Origin of the sequence: Nocardia sp. NPDC056541 (genome assembly GCF_042794235.1) — a bacterium.
In the GTDB taxonomy this organism is placed as follows: Bacteria; Actinomycetota; Actinomycetes; order Mycobacteriales; family Mycobacteriaceae; genus Nocardia.
On record NZ_JBHTUD010000003.1, the window covers coordinates 465,631 to 482,732 of the forward strand.

Below are 17,102 nucleotides of genomic sequence, written 5' to 3' on the forward strand. Positions count from 1 at the left end.
GGGAGCAGGTCATGGTGGGTGAATGGTCCATTCAGGACCTCGCGAAGGCCGCGGGAACCACCAGTCGTACGTTGCGCCACTACGGGCAGCTCGGGCTGTTGGAGCCGAGCCGGATCGGGGCCAACGGCTATCGCTACTACGACCAGACCTCTCTTGTTCGGCTGCAGCGAATTCTGCTGCTGCGCGAACTCGGCCTCGGCCTTCCCGTGATCGCCGAGGTCCTCGCCGGGGAACAGGACACCGCCGGTGCGCTGCGCACCCATCTGGCACTGCTTCGGCAGCAGCAGGATCGGGTGGCGCGACAGATCGAATCGGTGTCGACCACTCTGCACAAGACGGAAAGAGGTGAACCACTCATGGCCGCAGAGGTTTTCGATGGTTTCGACCACACGCAGTACAAGGACGAAGTCACCGAGCGCTGGGGTAAGGAGGCCTACGAGAGCGGCGATCGCTGGTGGCGTTCGCTGACCGAGGCCGAGAAGAAGGGCTTCCAGCAGACCCAGCTCGACATCGCCACCGACTTCGGAAAGGCCTTCACCGCAGGACTTCCCGTGGAAGGCGACGTCGTCCAGGCGATCGTCACCCGGCATCGCGCCTGGCTCGGCGTCGGCACACAGGGCAAGGCGGTATCGAACGAATACCTGCTCGGCCTCGGCGAAATGTACGTCGCCGACCCTCGCTTCCGGGGCAACTACGACGTGCACGGCCAGGGCGTGGCCGAGTACATCCTCGAAGCCTTCCGGGCTTACGTCGCAGCTCATCCCGCCTGAGCGGTTGACGGGCGCACGATCGGGTAGTGAGGTGACAATCGCCCACACCGTGCTCGATCGGGCGTCGCGCCGTATAACTGACGGCGACGTCGAGAAATAGCGGGGGCAGTGGTGGAACAGGTGCGGCCGGAGCGGCCTTCGCGTGCGGTGACCGCGCTGATCGCGGGCTGGCTCGGGGTGCTGGTCGGCGCGGCGGGAATCTTCGTCGGCACGGCGACCGCCGTACTCCGGGTGCTCGGGCGCGAGATCGACCTCGACTACGTGGGCGCGGGGATCGTCGGCGGGCTCGGGGTGGTGTATCTGCTCGGGGCGGTGCTGCTGTTGCGTCGGCGGATGCTCGGCAGGCGAATGCTGCTCACCATGGCCGCGGTGATGGCGGGGGCGACGTTGCTGGTCGTCGTGCTCAACGGGGCCGGTCACGGCTGGCGGTTCGGGCCGCTGGACGCGTGGCTGGCGCTCAACGTGGTGATCCTCGCGCTCAGCCTGAGTGAGCCGACGCGGCGCTGGACCATCACGCGATAGGGCGTAGCGGTGGCGGTCGGCTCGACGCGCGTGCTTCTCGAACTCGGTACGTCGCGGCTGATGGCGCTACGGTCGGGGGATGGTCGTGCTGGAGACGAAGTCGAAGAGCGGTGAGGTGGCGGCGATCGTCGCCGGGTGCCTCGCGGGGATCGCCGCCGCGGCGAATCTGGTGGGTGCGGTGGTTCTCGTGCGGTCGTTCCTGAGCGATCCGGGCGAACTCGACGACTCGCTCACGCTGTTCGCCACGCTCGGCGGGCTGGTGTCGATGTTCGCGTTCGCTTACGGCGGCCTGCTGCTGGCGCGCAGGGACGACACCGGGCGCTGGGTGATCGTGGTCGCCGCCGGCGCGCAGCTCGCCCTCGGGGCGCTCGGCCTGCTCGCCGCGCTCGTGAACTACGACTCCGGGTACGGAATCCACTGGTTCGCCGACGAACCCGTCATCCGCTCGATTGCGACCGGCCTCGGCGGGGTACCCGGCGCGGTGACGGCGATCGTGAATCACAGTTGGGCGGCGGCACTTTCGGGCGCGCTGTTCGGTGGGCTCGTGCTGTTGTCCGCGGCACTGCCGTGGACCGCGGCCTATACACTCGCTCGCCCGGACGATGTTGCCGGACCGAACGTATAGTTTCAGCAGGTCAGCATTGCCGTGGAGGGGTGCTGCGAGGCCGGGAAACGAGTTAGCGGCTTCAGGGACAGCTCGCCAGGAGGGGGAACACGATGGGGTATCCGTACGGTCCACAGCAGGGCCATGACCCGTACGCGGGGCAGGGGTATGCGCAACCCGGTTACGGACCCGACCCGTACGGCGGTCAGCCGGGCTATCCGCAACCCTACGGCGCACCCGTCCAAAACGGTTATGGCGCACCGGCTTACGGCGCCGCGCCCTATCCGTACGCCCAGGGCTACGGTGAGCCGCGAGCGGGCGGCGGCACGGCGATCACCGCCGCGGTCATCTCACTGCTGCTGTCACTGCTCGCACTGGCCGGCCTCGGTATCGCCGCGGCGATCCTGTTCGGCGAGAACACCGGAAGTGCCGCCGGGGACGAGGTTCGATCCGCGGCGACCGTCAGCCTGCTGATCGGTGCCGCGGTGGGCCTGCTGTGGTTGCTCGGCGCGATTCTGCTGTTCCGCCGCAAGACCGCGGGCCGGGTGATCCTCATCCTGCTGTCCACGCTTGCCCTGGTCTTCAGTGCGATTTCGATCGTAGCGGCGGTCTCGACCGGGTCGGAAGAGCCGGCGGTCACCCTGGTCGTCGGGATAATCACCAGCATCATCCCCCTGCTGATCCTGGTTCTGGCGGCCGCGCCGTCCACGGGCCGCTGGATCCGGGCAGGGCGGCCGGGCGGTTATCAGCAATACCCGCAGTACTGACGGTCGGCGCCGGCGGCTCGGTGCCGGCCGCCGCGCTGTCCACCGGTCGCTGGGTACGGGCCGAGTGACCCGGCGGATACCCGTTTCAGGGGTACTGACCCGGTCTGCTGGGCCGGCGCCTTCCTGAAGGATGGATCGGCCCTGGTCAAGGCGTGGTCGGAGACTCCGCCGGGACAAACGGTGGTCTTCCGATACGCTGGGCACCCGTGACCGCCGCATCGTCCTCGGGTAACTCCGTCAACGCAGATTCCAATGCCCCGGCAAACCAGTACGACCTGATCGTGGTCGGCTCCGGTTTCTTCGGGCTGACCGTCGCCGAGCGTGCAGCGAACGTGCTGGGCAAGCGGGTATTGGTGATCGACCGCCGCTACCACCTGGGTGGCAACGCCTACTCCGAACCCGAACCGGAAACCGGTATCGAGATCCACAAGTACGGCGCCCACCTGTTCCACACGTCCAACAAGAAGGTCTGGGACTACGTCACCCAGTTCACCGAGTTCACCGGGTACCAGCACCGGGTGTTCGGGCTGCACAAGGGCCAGGCGTACCCGCTGCCGATGGGCCTCGGCATGATCTCGCAGTTCTTCGGCCGCTACTTCACCCCGGAAGAGGCTCGCAAGCTCATCGCCGAGCAGGCCGCCGAGGTCGAATCCGCCGACGCGCAGAACCTCGAGGAGAAGGCGATCTCGTTGATCGGCCGCCCGCTCTACGAGGCGTTCATCCGCGACTACACCGCCAAGCAGTGGCAGACCGACCCGAAGGAACTGCCCGCGGGCAACATCACCCGCCTGCCGGTGCGCTACACCTTCGACAACCGCTACTTCAACGACACCTACGAGGGTCTGCCCAAGAACGGCTACACGAAGTGGCTGGAGAACATGGCCGCCTCCGACCTCATCGAGGTCAGGGTGAACACCGACTGGTTCGACGTGCGTGACGAGATCGTCGCGGCCAACCCGGAAGCACCGGTCGTCTACACGGGCCCGCTGGACCACTACTTCGACTACGCCGAGGGCGAATTGGGCTGGCGCACCATCGACTTCGAGACCGAAGTCCTCGAGACCGGTGACTACCAGGGCACCAGCGTCATGAACTACAACGACGCCGACGTCCCGTTCACCCGCATCATCGAGCCGCGCCACTTCCACCCCGAGCGCGACTACCCGACCGACAAGACGGTCATCATGCGCGAGTTCTCCCGCTTCGCGCAGACCGGCGACGAGCCGTACTACCCGATCAACACCCCCGAGGACCGCGCCAAGCTGCTGGCCTACCGCGAGCGGGCCAAGCAGGAGACCGCCGAGAAGAAGGTGCTGTTCGGCGGCCGTCTGGGGACCTACCAGTACCTGGACATGCACATGGCGATCGGTTCGGCGCTGAGCATGTTCGAGAACGTGCTGCGTCCGCACCTGGAATCCGGCGCGGCATTGGTGGACGAGGCGTGACGAAAGCCATGCTCGAAGACGTGACCACCGAAACTCGCGCCATTTCGCTGCTGCAGCGGGTCATCCTGCCGCGGCCGGGTGAGCCCCTCGACGTGCGGACCCTCTACCTGGAGGAGTCCACCACCAACGCCCGTCGCGCGCACGCCACCAGCCGCACCGCGCTGTCGATCGGCGCGGAATCGGAGGTGTCGTTCTGCACCTACTTCAACGCGCTGCCCGCCAGCTACTGGCGTCGCTGGAGCGTGCTGAAGTCGGTGGTCCTTCGCCTGGAACTGGCCGGGCACGGCCGCGCCGACGTCTACCGGTCCAAGGCCGACGGTTCGCGAATTCACGTGCAGGGCAAGGAGTTCGCCGTCGCACAAGGCGCGGACTCGGTGGTCGTGGAATTCGAAACCGATCTGGGCCCGTTCGAAGACGGCGGCTGGATCTGGTTCGACATCACCACCGACACGGCCGTCACGCTGCTGTCCGGCGGTTGGTACGCACCGCAGGAAGCGGCGGGCACCGGCTCGATCGCGGTCGGCATGCCCACCTTCAACCGCCCTACCGACCTGGTCAAGACGCTCGGCGCGCTCGGCTCGGATCCGTTGGTGCTCGGCAACATCGCCGCGGTGATCGTCGCGGACCAGGGCAACCGCAAGGTGGTCGACGAGCCCGGCTTCACCGAAGCCGCCGCGACCCTCGGCGACCGGCTCTCGATCTGTGATCAGCCCAACCTCGGTGGTTCCGGCGGATACAGCCGGGTCATGTACGAGGCGCTCAAGACCGACGCCGAGTACATCGTCTACATGGACGACGACATCGAGATCGAGCCCGACTCCATCCTGCGTGCCCTCGCGTTCTCCCGATTCGCGAAGTCGCCGCTGCTGGTCGGCGGGCAGATGCTGAACCTGCAGGAGCGTTCGCACCTGCACAGCATGGGCGAGGTCGTCGATCGCGGGATCTTCATGTGGTCCTCGGCGCCGAATGTCGAATACGACCACGACTTCTCGAAGTACCCGCTCAAGGACCGCGACAACTCCAAGCTGCTGCACCGACGCATCGACGTCGACTTCAACGGCTGGTGGACCTGCGTGATCCCGCGTCAGGTCGCCGAACAGATCGGTCAGCCGCTGCCGCTGTTCCTCAAGTGGGACGACGTCGAGTACGGTCTGCGCGCCCGCGAAGCCGGCTACCCGACCATCACCCTGCCGGGTGCGGCGGTCTGGCACATGGCCTGGTCCGACAAGGACGACGCCATCGACTGGCAGGCCTACTTCCACCTGCGCAACCGCCTCGTGGTCGCGTCCCTGCACCTGCCCGGCGACGGCAAGCCGATGATCGTGAACACGATCAAGGCCACCCTCAAGCACCTGCTGTGCCTGGAGTACTCCACGGTCGCCATCCAGAACGAGGCGATCCGCGACTTCCTGGCCGGTCCCGAGGGTCTGTTCGACCTGCTCCCCACCGCGCTGGGCAAGATCCACGGCATGCGCAAGGAGTTCCCGGACGCCGTGGTCGTGCCCTCGTCCACCGAACTGCCGCTGGCCAACCGCCACGGCGTCGGCGCGGTCGGCGAACCGGGCAACCCCATCGCCAAGGTCGCGCGCCTGGCCAAGGGCGTGGTGCACAACTTCCGCAAGGCCGATCCGGCCGCCTACGAGACGCCGCAGCTCAACGTGCCGACGCTGGACGCGCGCTGGTACCTGCTCTCGCAGGTCGACGGCGTCACCGTGACCACCGCTGACGGCCGCGGCGTCGTCTACCGCAAGCGCGACCCACGCCAGGCCCGCGACCTGCTCAAGGAAGCCATGCGCCTGCGCAAGGAACTCACCGCCCGCTTCCCGGAGATGCAGCAGCGCTACCGGGCCGCGCACGCCGAGCTCACCAGCACGGCGGCGTGGGAGAAGACCTTCGGCCTGAACGGAACCGCGAAGTGACCGACACCGAACTGCCCGAGCTCGAGCTGGCCGAGGAAGGCTGCTGCGGCGGCTGCGATTGCAGCGGCGACTACGTGGAGGTCCCGGTCGAGGTCGCGATCCTCAACGCCGTGCAGGGCACCATCGGCAGCAACCCGGCCGTCGTCTCCGCCGCGCGCGGCATGTCGCACTTCGGCGAGCACGCGCTCGGCTGGGTCGGCATCGCCGCCGCGGGCTGGCTGGTCGACAAGCCGCGCCGCCGCCAGTGGGCCGGTGTCGCGGTCGGCGCGGTCGGCGCGCACGCCGCGTCCATCGTGATCAAGCGGATCGTTCGCCGCCCGCGCCCCAACGATCCGTCGGTGCAGGTCAACGTGTCGACGCCGAGCAAGCTGAGCTTCCCGTCCTCGCACGCCACGTCCACCACGGCCGCGGCGGTGTTGCTCGGGCGGCTGACCGGGCTACCCTTGCCAGCGGTGATCGTCCCACCGATGCTGCTGTCCCGAGTTGTACTCGGGGTGCATTACCCTTCCGACGTGATCGCCGGTTCCGCTTTGGGGGCCGCGTCGGCTGCTGCCGTGCTAGCCGCCGAAAAGAGACTCCGACAGTGACCGCAACTGAAAGAACTTTGGCCCAGATGAGCGAAGAACCGTCCGCCGCCGTCCTTGACGAGGGTGCTGTGAAGGGCCCGCCGAAGACGCTGCTCGGTGGTGTCATCAAGGCCATGCGCCCACGTCAGTGGGTCAAGAACGTCCTGGTGCTCGCCGCACCGCTCGCCGTAGGGCCGGAAGCGGTGGGCGACGCGGGCGTGCTCGTGCATGTCGCGATCGCGTTCATCGTGTTCTGCATGGCGGCCTCGGGCATCTACCTGGTCAACGACTCGCTCGACGTCGACGCCGACCGGGCGCACCCGACCAAGCGGTTCCGGCCGATCGCGGCGGGCGTCGTTCCTGTCAACCTGGCTTACGCGCTGTCGGCGGTGCTGCTGATCGGTTCGATCGCCGGTTCGTTCCTGGCATCGTGGCACCTGGCTGTGGTGATGGCGATCTACATCGGCATCCAGCTGGCCTACTGCCTCGGGCTCAAGCACCAGGCCGTGCTCGATATCTGCATCGTGTCCTCGGGCTTCCTGCTGCGCGCCGTCGCCGGTGGCGCGGCGGCCGGAATCGCGCTGTCGCAGTGGTTCCTGCTGATCATGGCGTTCGGCTCGCTGTTCATGGCCGCGGGCAAGCGGTACGCCGAACTGGCGATCGCGCTCGACACCGGCGCCAAGATCCGCAAGTCGCTCGAGTACTACACCCCGACCTACCTGCGCTTCATCTGGACGCTCGCGGCCACCGCGGTCGTGGTCTTCTACGGCCTCTGGGCCTTCCAGCAGGACTCGGCTCGAGACACCCAGTGGTACTCGATCTCGATGATCCCGTTTACCATCGCAATCCTGCGTTACGCGGTCGACGTCGATGGTGGCGAGGCCGGTGAACCCGAAGAGATCGCGTTGGGGGACCGCATCCTGCAGTTCCTCGCTATTGCCTGGATCGGAGCGGTAGGTGTCGCTGTCTATCTCACCTGACGAGATGTTGGTAGCGGAGCAGGATTCAACCGAAGACGAGCAGCTACGCGACGACGAGTCGCCGCGTCCTGACGCGCGTTCCTCGGTTCTGTCCCGCGCCATCTTCGTCGGTGGGGTGGTCATCACCGCCGTGCTGTTCACGGTGGGTGCGTGGCAGCGGCGCTGGATCGCCGATGACGGCCTGATCGTGCTGCGCACGGTCCGCAACCTGCTCGCGGGCAACGGCCCGGTCTTCAATGCCGACGAGCGGGTCGAGGCGAACACCAGCACCGCGTGGACCTACCTGGTCTGGTTCTTCTCCTGGCTTACCCAGGCCCGCCTCGAGTACGTGGTGCTCGGGGTGGCGCTGGTGGTCTCGGTGCTCGCGGTGGTGTTCGCGATGCTCGGCACCGCGCGGCTGTGGGGCGGAACCAGCGGTCAGTTGCTGATCCCTGCCGGTGTGCTGGTCTACATCGCGCTGCCGCCCGCGCGTGACTACGCGACCTCCGGGCTGGAGAGCGGCCTGGTGATCTGCTGGGTCGGGCTGCTGTGGTGGTTGATGATCCGCTGGAGTCAGGCCGCCGTCGTCCGCGTGCCGAGCCTGTTGGGCCTGGTGTTCCTGGCCGGGCTCGCGCCGCTGGTTCGTCCCGAGGCCACGCTGATCGGCGTGCTCGCGCTCGGGATGATCTTCCTGGCGCCGATGCCCGCGTTCCGGTTCGGGCCGATCGCGCTGCGGGCGCTGATCGTGTTCGTCGCCGGGATCGTGCCGGTGGGGTACCAGATCTGGCGGATGGGCTACTACGGCCTGCCCTACCCGAACACCGCGGTCGCCAAGGACGCGGGCGGGGCCAAATGGGGGCAGGGCGCCATCTACCTGTGGGACCTCGTCGGTCCGTACTACCTGTGGATTCCGCTGCTCGTGCTGCTGATCGCCGGTGTGGTGGCCGGGGTCGCGCGCGGCTTCGCGCTGCCGCCGTTCTCGGTGGCTGGCCTGCGTGCGTGGCTGCGTTCGCCGAGCGCGGTCGTGGTGATGGTGCTCGGCAGCGGTCTGCTGCTCACCGTGTACGCGGTGCGCGTCGGCGGCGACTTCATGCACGGGCGGATGCTGCTCACCCAGCTGTTCCTGCTGCTGTTGCCGGTGGCCGTGGTCCCGATTCCGATGCGATCGCGGCGCAGCGACTGGTCTGTCGGACTGCTGTTGATCGCGCTGCTCGGCACCGCGGGCTGGTCGCTGTACGCGTCGAACACGACGGCGATCACGACCGGCACGAAGATCCGCTCGTCGGGCATCGTCGACGAGCGCATCTACTACGTCCTCAACACCGGCCGCGACCACCCGATCCTCGCCGAGGACTACCTCGACTACCCGCGTATGCGGGCCATGGTCAACGACATCGCCGCCAACCCCAAGGGCGGCCTGCTGCTGAACTCGCCCGCGTTCACGTTCTGGTACCTCGACCCGCCGCCGGAGCCGATCCCCGAGGAGGGTTCCGGGCACACGGTCTACTTCCTGAACCTGGGCATGACGAGCATGAACGTGCCGCTGGACGTCCGCGTGATCGACCCGATGGGCCTGGCCTACCCGCTGGCCGCGCACTCGGACCGGCTCGCCGACGGCCGCATCGGCCACGACAAGAGCCTGCTGCCGGACTGGGTCGTGGCGGACTCGGGCATGGTCGACATCCACCCGTGGATGCCCTGGTACATGGACGAGAAATGGGTCACCCAGGCGCGCACGGCGATGTCGTGCCCGCAGACCCAGGCGCTGATGATCTCTGTGCGCGAACCGCTCACCCTGGACCGGTTCAAGCACAACTTCCGCAATGCCCTCGCCTTCTCGAAATACCGGATCGACCGGGTGCCCAAGTACGAGATCCAGCGTTGTGGGCTGGTTGATCCTTTCCCCGAGCCCCCACGCTGAACAGGCCCGGCCGGTCGGTATCGATACCCGTCGACCTATGACACACACCGGCTGGCCAGGCCTTATTTAGTGGTGTTCGCCGCTAAATCACTTTTCGGTAACGCCAAGCTATGTATGTAGCGATATGGTCACTGGAGGAACGGCCCGTCGGCGCACTGGTGTGCCGGTAACTAGTCGGCGGTCATTGCAACCGCGGTTCCGCGCGAACCGCATGAGGAAAGGCCCATAACAGAATGCGTGGCGGACGTCTCAGAGCCCGGGGAGCCGGCTGGCTCAAACGATCGGTGCTTCTCTCCCTGGCTGTAGTGCTGCCGATCGGTGCGGCTGTGGCCGGTCCCACCGGCACCGCGACGGCGGCCTTCGATCCCACAGGTTTCGACTTCTGGGTCGACTCGGAGATGGGCCCGATCAAGTCGCGGATCTTCCGCGCGGCCGATGGCAACACCAATCGGGTCGTGTACGCGCTCGACGGTATGCGTGCGGGCGACGACCTCAGCGGCTGGGAGAAAGACACCAATGTCGCCCGCGCGCTGATGGACGCCAACATCAACGTCGTGATGCCGGTCGGTGGCCAGTCCAGCTTCTATGCCGACTGGAACGCGCCGAGCAGCTTCTTCGGCCTCGACGCCGGTTCGGGTGGTAGCTCCACCGGTTCGGCGGCGACCGGTTCGGCGATGACCGGTTCGTCGGTCGCGCCCACCCAGGTGGCGGGCAAGAAGAACACCTACAAGTGGGAAACCTTCCTCACGAGCCACCTGCGCAACGCGCTGTCGGCGCGCTTGGGCTTCAACCCCAACAACAACGGCGTGTTCGGTCTGTCGATGGGTGGCTCCGCCGCGCTGACGCTGGCCGCCTACCACCCCGACCAGTTCAGCTTCGCGGGCTCGTTCTCCGGGTACCTGAACATCTCGGCGCCCGGTATGCGTGAAGCCATGCGCGTGGCGATGGTCTCGGCGGGCGCGTTCAACATCGACGCGATGGCGCCGCCGTGGGGCCAGCAGTGGTTCCACATGGACCCGTTCGTCTTCGCCCCGCGCCTGGTCGGCAACGGCACCCGCATCTGGGTCTCCGCGGCCAGCGGTATCCCCGGCGCCGGTGACGTGTCCAACCCGATGGAGATCGTCCAGGGCGTCCCGCTGGAGCTGCTCGCGATGGTGAACAGCCGCGCGTTCCAGGTCCGGATGGCCACCCTCGGTGGCGGCAACGCCCACTTCGACTTCCCGATCACCGGCGTGCACAACTGGCGCAACTGGGAGACCGAAGTCAACCGCATGATCCCGGACCTGTCCGCGAACATCGGCTAGTCACTCCAGCTCGACCCGAAAACCGCCCGGTGCCTCGTCAGCGCCGGGCGGTTTTCTTCGTTTTCGTCACGATCCGAGCCACAGGCGGTGACGAATCATGTGCGACAGATCACCGGGAGTTGTGCTCTGGGTCACTTTCCAGCAACATGTAGACCATTCGTCACCGATTTATACACAGTGAGCATGCGTCGAGGTTGAATCGTCCGTTTTGCCCTGGATTGGTTTCTCTCGACGTCCGATGAGGGATCCGACTGCGTAGCTCGGGATTTGCGCGTTCGGTCTGCGAGAAAGGTCTAGTCGAATGCGAACACTGCGCCGCAAGCGTAGGCCCGTGAAGACCGCAGCCCCTGGTTCGTGGGCTCGGCGCTGGGCCGCGGGCGTATCCATGGCTCTGCTCGTTCCGATCGCGACGGCCGTCACCGGAGGAATCGCCCCCGCCTCGGCCGGCTTCAACGGCAACGCCTTCGATTTCTGGGTCGATTCCGGGATGGGTCCGATCAAGTCGCGCGTGCTGCGCGCCGCCGACGGCAATACCAACCGTGTCGTCTACGTCCTCGACGGCATGCGCGCACCGGAGACGCTCAACGGCTGGGAGATCGAAACCGATATCCCCAACGCGCTCGCCGCGGCGAATATCAATGTGGTGATGCCCGTCGGCGGCATGTCGAGCTTCTACGCCGACTGGAACGCGCCGAGCGATTTCTTCGGTATCGCGGGCAACGGTGCGCCGTCGTCGGGTTCCGGCGCGGGCAACGCGCTGGCCGGTGGACCGGGCAAGAGCTACCGCTATCAGTGGGAATCGTTCCTCACCGGCGATCTGCGCAATGCGCTCGCCGACCGCCTCGGCTTCAACCGCTTCCGCAACGGCGTGTTCGGCCTGTCGATGGGCGGCTCGGCCGCGCTGACGCTGGCCGCCTACCACCCGGACCAATTCTCCTTCGCCGGTGCGTATTCGGGGTACCTGAACATCTCGGCCCCCGGCATGCGCGAGGCCATCCGGCTCGCGATGCTCGACGCGGGCGGCTACAACGTGGACTCCATGGCACCGCCGTGGGGCCCACAGTGGCTGCGGATGGACCCGTTCGTGTTCGCCCCCAACCTGGTGGGCAACAACACCCGGCTGTGGATAGCGGCCGGCTCAGGCTTGCCGACGAGTACCGACGGCCCGAACATGGGCACCGTCAACGGGATGGCGCTGGAAGCCTTGGCGCTGGCCAACACCAAGGCTTTCGAAGTCAGGATGGCGACGCTGGGCGCCCGTAACGTCACCTACTCTTTCCCGGCCTTCGGCATCCACGCCTGGAACAACTGGAATGACGAAGCACTGCGGATGATCCCGGATTTGTCGAACAACATCGGCTAGCCGATCTCCGGAAACGCCCGGCGCATAACTGCGCCGGGCGTTTCTTTTCTCCCGCTGACCCCTCGCCACGTCCGTCTACCAGGGTTGATCGGGCCAGCCCGACACGCCGCCCATACGGGCATTTCACAGCCGACTTCTGTTGGCCTTGCAGTTAATTCGTGCGTGGAATATCCTCCAGCGAGCGTAAGTGTGACCAGATCGTTGTTTCATCCGTCTGATCGACCGGGCTGTCGGGGCCGCGTCGAGGACGGCAGACGAGGCTGGCATGCCATAACAGCAGAAAGAGAGCGGAATTCACATGCGTTTCGGCAAGGCCGTCGCGCCGGCATCTCGTGGTTGGCGTAATCGAATTCTAGCTGTCGGCGCTGCAGCCCTTGTGCTGCCGATCGCCGCGGGAGCGGCCCCGACCGCGCTTGCCGCACCATCGGTGTCGGCACCCGTGTTGCGCGCACCGGCCGGTGGCTACGAAGAACTCATGGTGCCCTCGAAGATGGGCCCGGTGAAGGTCCAGGTGCAGTGGGCGCGCAACGGCGGCAACGCCGCGCTCTACCTGCTCGACGGCCTTCGCGCCCGTGACGACCGCAACGCCTGGTCGTTCGAGACCAACGCGATGCAGCAGTTCAGCAACGACAACGTCACCCTGGTGATGCCGGTCGGTGGCCAGTCCAGCTGGTACGCCGACTGGACCGCCGCCAGCAACACCAACGGCCAGAAGACCACCTACAAGTGGGAGACCTTCCTGACCGAAGAGCTCCCGGCCTTCCTCGAGGGCTACGGCGTGTCCCGCTCGAACAACGCGGTGCTCGGCCTGTCGATGTCGGGTCCGGCCGCGCTGCGCCTCGCCGCGCTGAACCGCGATCAGTTCAAGCACGCGTCCTCGCTCTCGGGCCCGCTGAACTGGGGTGCCCCCGGCATGCGTGAGGCCATCCGCGTGATGATGCTCGACGCGGGCCGTTTCAACGTCGACGCCATGGCCGCGCCGTGGAGCTCGGCGTGGCTGCGGATGGACCCGATGGTGTTCGCCCCCGAGCTGCGCGGCCTGCCGCTGTTCATCTCCTCGGCCAACGGCCTGCCCGCCCAGCACGACAAGCCGGCCGGCCTCGGCGGTGCCTACAACACCGCCAACGCGATGGGTATCGAGGCCATCTCGTTCGTGAGCACGCTCGCGTTCCAGCGTCGCCTCAACACCCTCGGCATCAACGCCGTCTACGACGTCGGTGCCGCCGGTACCCACTCGTGGAAGTACTGGGAAGACGAGCTGTGGAAGGCGCGTCCGCACATCCTGAATGCACTGGGCGCCTAGTAGTTTCCGCTCAGCAACAACTCGAAGACCGGCTCACCCCCAGGGTGAGCCGGTCTTTTTGCTGCGCACGCGGCTCGCGTGTCCTCCCCAGTTATCGCTCATTATTGCGGTACAACCGACGGTGATGCTGTGTCCCAATTCCGGGATGAGGAGGGTCGCGTGTGATGAAACATCGTGTCTCGGTTCATAGTGTTTCAGCGCCGATGCGGCGGATCCTCGGCATCGCGGCCATGGCGGCGGCGCTGCTCGCGCCAACTGTCGCCGTTCCGGCGCAGGCGCAACCCGCGGTGTCGGCGGTGCAGCGGGTGGACTGGCTCTCGGATCGGCGGGTGGCGCTGTGGGTGTACTCGGCCGCCATGAAGACCCCGATCCAGGTGCAGATGCTGTTGGCGCGGGACTGGAATGTGCGCCCCGACGCGAAGTTCCCGATGATGCTCATGCTCGACGGTCTGCGCGCGCAGGACGACGAGAACGGCTGGACCAAAGACGCCGACGCCGAGGGTTTCTACGCCGACAAGAACGTCAATGTGGTGCTGCCGGTGGGTGGTCAGTCGAGCTGGTACTCCGACTGGCTCGCGCCCGACAACGGCTTCACCTACAAGTGGGAGACCTTCCTGACCAAGGAACTCCCGCCGATCCTGGAACGTGACTGGCGAACCACGGATGTGCGTGGCGTACAGGGACTTTCGATGGGCGGCACGGCGGCGATGAACCTCGCGGGCCGCAATCCGGGGCTGATGAAATACGTGGCCTCGTACTCGGGCCTGCTCACCACGACGACACTCGGCATGCCGCAGGCGATCACCTTCGCCAACAAGGACGCGGGCGGTTTCGACGCGGGCGCGATGTGGGGCCCGCCCGGCAGCCCCGAATGGGAGGCGCACGACCCGTACCTGCTGGCCGACAAGCTCAAAGGCGTGAGCATGTACGTCTCCAGCGGCAGCGGCCTGGCCGGCTCGCACGATCAGCTCGGCGAAGTGCCGTTGATGAGCGAGAACTGGGCGGGTACCGGCCTGGAGATCCTCTCGCGCCTGTCGACCCAGAATTTCGTCGCCAAGCTGGAGAAGCTGGCGATCCCGGTGCAGGCGAACTATCGGCCCGCGGGCACCCATACCTGGCCGTACTGGGATTTCGAGATGCGTCAGTCGTGGTCGCAGGCCGCCGCGGCGCTCGGGACCGATCCCGGCGGCGCCACCTGCACGCTGGGCGGGGCGATCGCCGGGGTGGCGCAGGCGGCGAACTGGCTGGGTAACTGCCTCACCGCCGAATACCCGGCGGGCACCGGAATGGTGCAGGACTTCCCGAACGGCCGGGTGTTCCATTCCGCGGCGGCGGGCACGCACGCGGTGGGCGGGCGCATCGGCGGCACCTACGCCGGTATCGGCGGACCGGCCTCGCCGCTCGGCATGCCCACCGGCGACGAGCACGGCCTGCCCGACGGGCGTGGGCGCATGCAGACCTTCGAAGGCGGCTCGATCTATTGGACCCCGCAGACCGGCGCGCAGGTGATGCGCGGCGCGTTCCTCGAGGAGTGGGGCAAGCAGGGTTTCGAGGGCGGTCCCGCCGGTTACCCGGTGGCCGCCGAGGCGCGCACACCCAGCCGTGACGGCTCGGTACAGGCCTTCGAACACGGTCCGATGTTCTACAGCCCGGCCACCGGCGCACACCGGGTGCAGGGCTTCGTCCTGGACAAGTACAGCCAGCTCGGCTTCGAGAACAGCCCGCTCGGTTTCCCGGTCGCCGAGGAGGCGCCGCTGAAGGATCTCGGCCGATTCAGCCGGTTCGAGGGCGGCAACATCTATTGGAGCCCGCTCTCGGGCGCCTGGTCGGTGCGCAACGGCGCGCTCGCCGACGCCTGGGGCGCGCAGGGGTTCGAGAACGGCAGGCTCGGGTATCCGGTGAGCGACGAGTTCACCGTTCCCGGCGGAATCCAGCAGAACTTTCAGACCGGGTTCATCGTGGTGCGAGACGGCAAATCCGAAGTCCACGGGGTGTGATCTCGGGCTGAGAACTCTCTGAGCTTCGCCGCGCAGTGCCCGGCAGCGCCGATCCTCCGGCTAGCCTGGTCTGCGACCGCTTCCCTGACGAACGATCGAGGAAAGACATCTTCATGCATCGGATCCCTGGCACGGTAGCCGGATCGGTCGCGGCCCTGGCTGCCGTCGCCCTGTTGTCCGCCTGCGGCGGCAACGACTCGACCGCGTCGCAGACGCCCACCCTGTCCACCAGCGCGGCCGCGAAGTCGACGACGACGCCGCCCGTGGTCATCGAGCCGCCGGCCGAGGCCCCGTCGAGCACCGCGCCGGAGACCAGTGCGCCCGCCGAGGAGCCGACGCCCCTCCCGCAGACCAGCGCCGCCGCACCCGCGACCGGCAAGGACAAGGCGTTCCTGGACGAGCTGGCCAAGAACGGGATCACCCCGGGCGACCAGACGACCGCGATCACCACGGCGACCTACATCTGTTCCACCAAGGGCACCGGTGCCAGTGACGCCGACGTGGCCACCTTCGTCGCGGCGATGGCGGGCACCGACCCGTCCTTCGACGCCTCGAAGATGGACGTCAACAAGGCAGCACAGATCTACATCGCTGCCGCGAACTCCACCTACTGCTAGTGACGCCCCGACCGACGCGACGCACCCGCAGGTTCTGGCCTGCGGGGTGCTTGACCGTGCTGGCGCTGCTCGTGCTGGCGATCATCGTCATCGTGCTGCTCTGGTACCTGCTCGCGGGCCGGTTGAAGGAGCCGGGGCCGACGCCGCCCGGCCCGCCGCCGCCGACGTCGCAGTCGGCCGATTGCCCCGATGTGATGCTGCTCTCGATCCCGGGCACCTGGGAGTCGTCGAGCGCCGACGATCCGTACAACCCGCAGGCGAACCCGATCTCGTTGATGCTCAGCGTGTCCGGGCCACTGCGCGCGCAGTTCCCCGACAACCGGCTCGAGGTGTACACGGTTCCGTACGTGGCGCAGTTCTCGAACCCGATCGCGTTCCCGCCCGACGGTCAGGCTTCCTACAACAACAGCCGCACCGAAGGCACCGCGCGCGCTACCGACGTGCTGGCTCAGCGCCACAAGGAATGCCCGTTGACGAACTTCGTCATCGCGGGCTTCTCCCAGGGCGCGGTGATCGCCGGTGACGTGGCCGCCCAGATCGGCGCGGGCAACGGCCCGATCCCGGAGGCCAACGTGCTCGGCGTGACAGTGATCGCCGACGGCCGCCGCACCGCGACCGGCCCGGGGCAGCCCACCGAGATCGGTGATCCGCCGCCCGCCGGCGAGGGCGCCGAGGTGGCGCTCAAGGGCGTCAACGTGCCAGGCATCAGCATGACCGGGCCGCGGCCCGGCGGTTTCGGCACGCTGGCACCGAAGGTGAACTCCCTCTGCGCGCCCGGCGACATGATCTGCGACGCGCCGCGCCAGGCGCTCAATCCGGCCAACGCGCTGGGCAGTCTCGCGGCGCTGATCCGCTCGGCGGGCAACCCGGTGCACGCGCTGTACGCCTCGAACACGGTGGACGGCAACGGCACAACGGCCACTCAATGGACGGTGAATTGGGCCGCGGGGCTCATCGAGAACGCGCCACATCCGCCCCATTCCTGACGGAGTTGTCACAGTCACAGTGGGGGCGTGATTGCCATGGATCATGCCTCGCTGTGACA

Annotated in this window: 15 protein-coding genes; all 15 read left to right on the forward strand. The window is 67.3% G+C overall.

All coding sequences use genetic code 11. The features are described 5' to 3' along the window. Window positions 1-11: 11 nt before the first annotated feature. A complete protein-coding gene (locus tag ACFQ9R_RS07630) occupies window positions 12-770 on the forward strand; it encodes a MerR family transcriptional regulator (protein WP_378989487.1) in 759 nt (252 codons plus the stop codon). Window positions 771-881: 111 nt separating this feature from the next. Further along, window positions 882-1,292 (forward strand): hypothetical protein, encoded by a 411-nt coding sequence (locus ACFQ9R_RS07635; RefSeq protein ID WP_378989488.1) that lies wholly within the window; start codon window positions 882-884, stop codon window positions 1,290-1,292. Window positions 1,293-1,371: 79 nt separating this feature from the next. Then, a complete protein-coding gene (locus ACFQ9R_RS07640; protein ID WP_378989489.1) occupies window positions 1,372-1,917 on the forward strand; it encodes a hypothetical protein in 546 nt (181 codons plus the stop codon). A 92-nt stretch (window positions 1,918-2,009) separates the two neighbouring features. Then, complete coding sequence (locus ACFQ9R_RS07645) at window positions 2,010-2,663, forward strand: hypothetical protein (protein WP_378989490.1); 654 nt, start codon at window positions 2,010-2,012, stop codon at window positions 2,661-2,663. Window positions 2,664-2,869: 206 nt separating this feature from the next. After that, complete coding sequence (gene glf, locus ACFQ9R_RS07650) at window positions 2,870-4,108, forward strand: UDP-galactopyranose mutase (protein ID WP_378989491.1); 1,239 nt, start codon at window positions 2,870-2,872, stop codon at window positions 4,106-4,108. Between the two features lie 8 nt (window positions 4,109-4,116). After that, entirely contained in the window at window positions 4,117-6,027 is a 1,911-nt protein-coding gene (locus tag ACFQ9R_RS07655; protein WP_378989552.1) for a glycosyltransferase, read from the forward strand. A 74-nt stretch (window positions 6,028-6,101) separates the two neighbouring features. After that, window positions 6,102-6,614: a phosphatase PAP2 family protein gene (locus ACFQ9R_RS07660; RefSeq protein WP_364403367.1), complete on the forward strand. Its 513-nt coding sequence runs from the start codon at window positions 6,102-6,104 to the stop codon at window positions 6,612-6,614. Window positions 6,615-6,640: 26 nt separating this feature from the next. Next, window positions 6,641-7,573, forward strand: coding sequence for a decaprenyl-phosphate phosphoribosyltransferase (locus ACFQ9R_RS07665; RefSeq protein WP_378989492.1), 933 nt, complete (start codon window positions 6,641-6,643; stop codon window positions 7,571-7,573). Between the two features lie 4 nt (window positions 7,574-7,577). After that, window positions 7,578-9,473, forward strand: a complete 1,896-nt coding sequence (gene zomB, locus ACFQ9R_RS07670; RefSeq protein ID WP_378989493.1) for a flagellar motor control protein ZomB — start codon at window positions 7,578-7,580, stop codon at window positions 9,471-9,473. 233 nt (window positions 9,474-9,706) lie between these two features. Beyond that, complete coding sequence (locus tag ACFQ9R_RS07675; RefSeq protein ID WP_378637999.1) at window positions 9,707-10,777, forward strand: alpha/beta hydrolase; 1,071 nt, start codon at window positions 9,707-9,709, stop codon at window positions 10,775-10,777. 301 nt (window positions 10,778-11,078) lie between these two features. Next, window positions 11,079-12,140 (forward strand): alpha/beta hydrolase, encoded by a 1,062-nt coding sequence (locus ACFQ9R_RS07680; protein WP_378989494.1) that lies wholly within the window; start codon window positions 11,079-11,081, stop codon window positions 12,138-12,140. Window positions 12,141-12,438: 298 nt separating this feature from the next. Then, on the forward strand, window positions 12,439-13,443 hold the full coding sequence (locus tag ACFQ9R_RS07685) for an alpha/beta hydrolase (protein WP_378989495.1): 1,005 nt from the start codon (window positions 12,439-12,441) through the stop codon (window positions 13,441-13,443). Window positions 13,444-13,646: 203 nt separating this feature from the next. Continuing rightward, window positions 13,647-15,440, forward strand: coding sequence for an alpha/beta hydrolase-fold protein (locus ACFQ9R_RS07690; protein ID WP_378989497.1), 1,794 nt, complete (start codon window positions 13,647-13,649; stop codon window positions 15,438-15,440). Between the two features lie 113 nt (window positions 15,441-15,553). Further along, window positions 15,554-16,057, forward strand: coding sequence for a DUF732 domain-containing protein (locus ACFQ9R_RS07695; protein ID WP_378989498.1), 504 nt, complete (start codon window positions 15,554-15,556; stop codon window positions 16,055-16,057). Next, window positions 16,051-17,043, forward strand: coding sequence for a cutinase family protein (locus ACFQ9R_RS07700; protein WP_378989553.1), 993 nt, complete (start codon window positions 16,051-16,053; stop codon window positions 17,041-17,043). Before ACFQ9R_RS07695 ends, ACFQ9R_RS07700 begins: the two co-directional genes overlap by 7 nt. Window positions 17,044-17,102 lie beyond the last annotated feature (59 nt).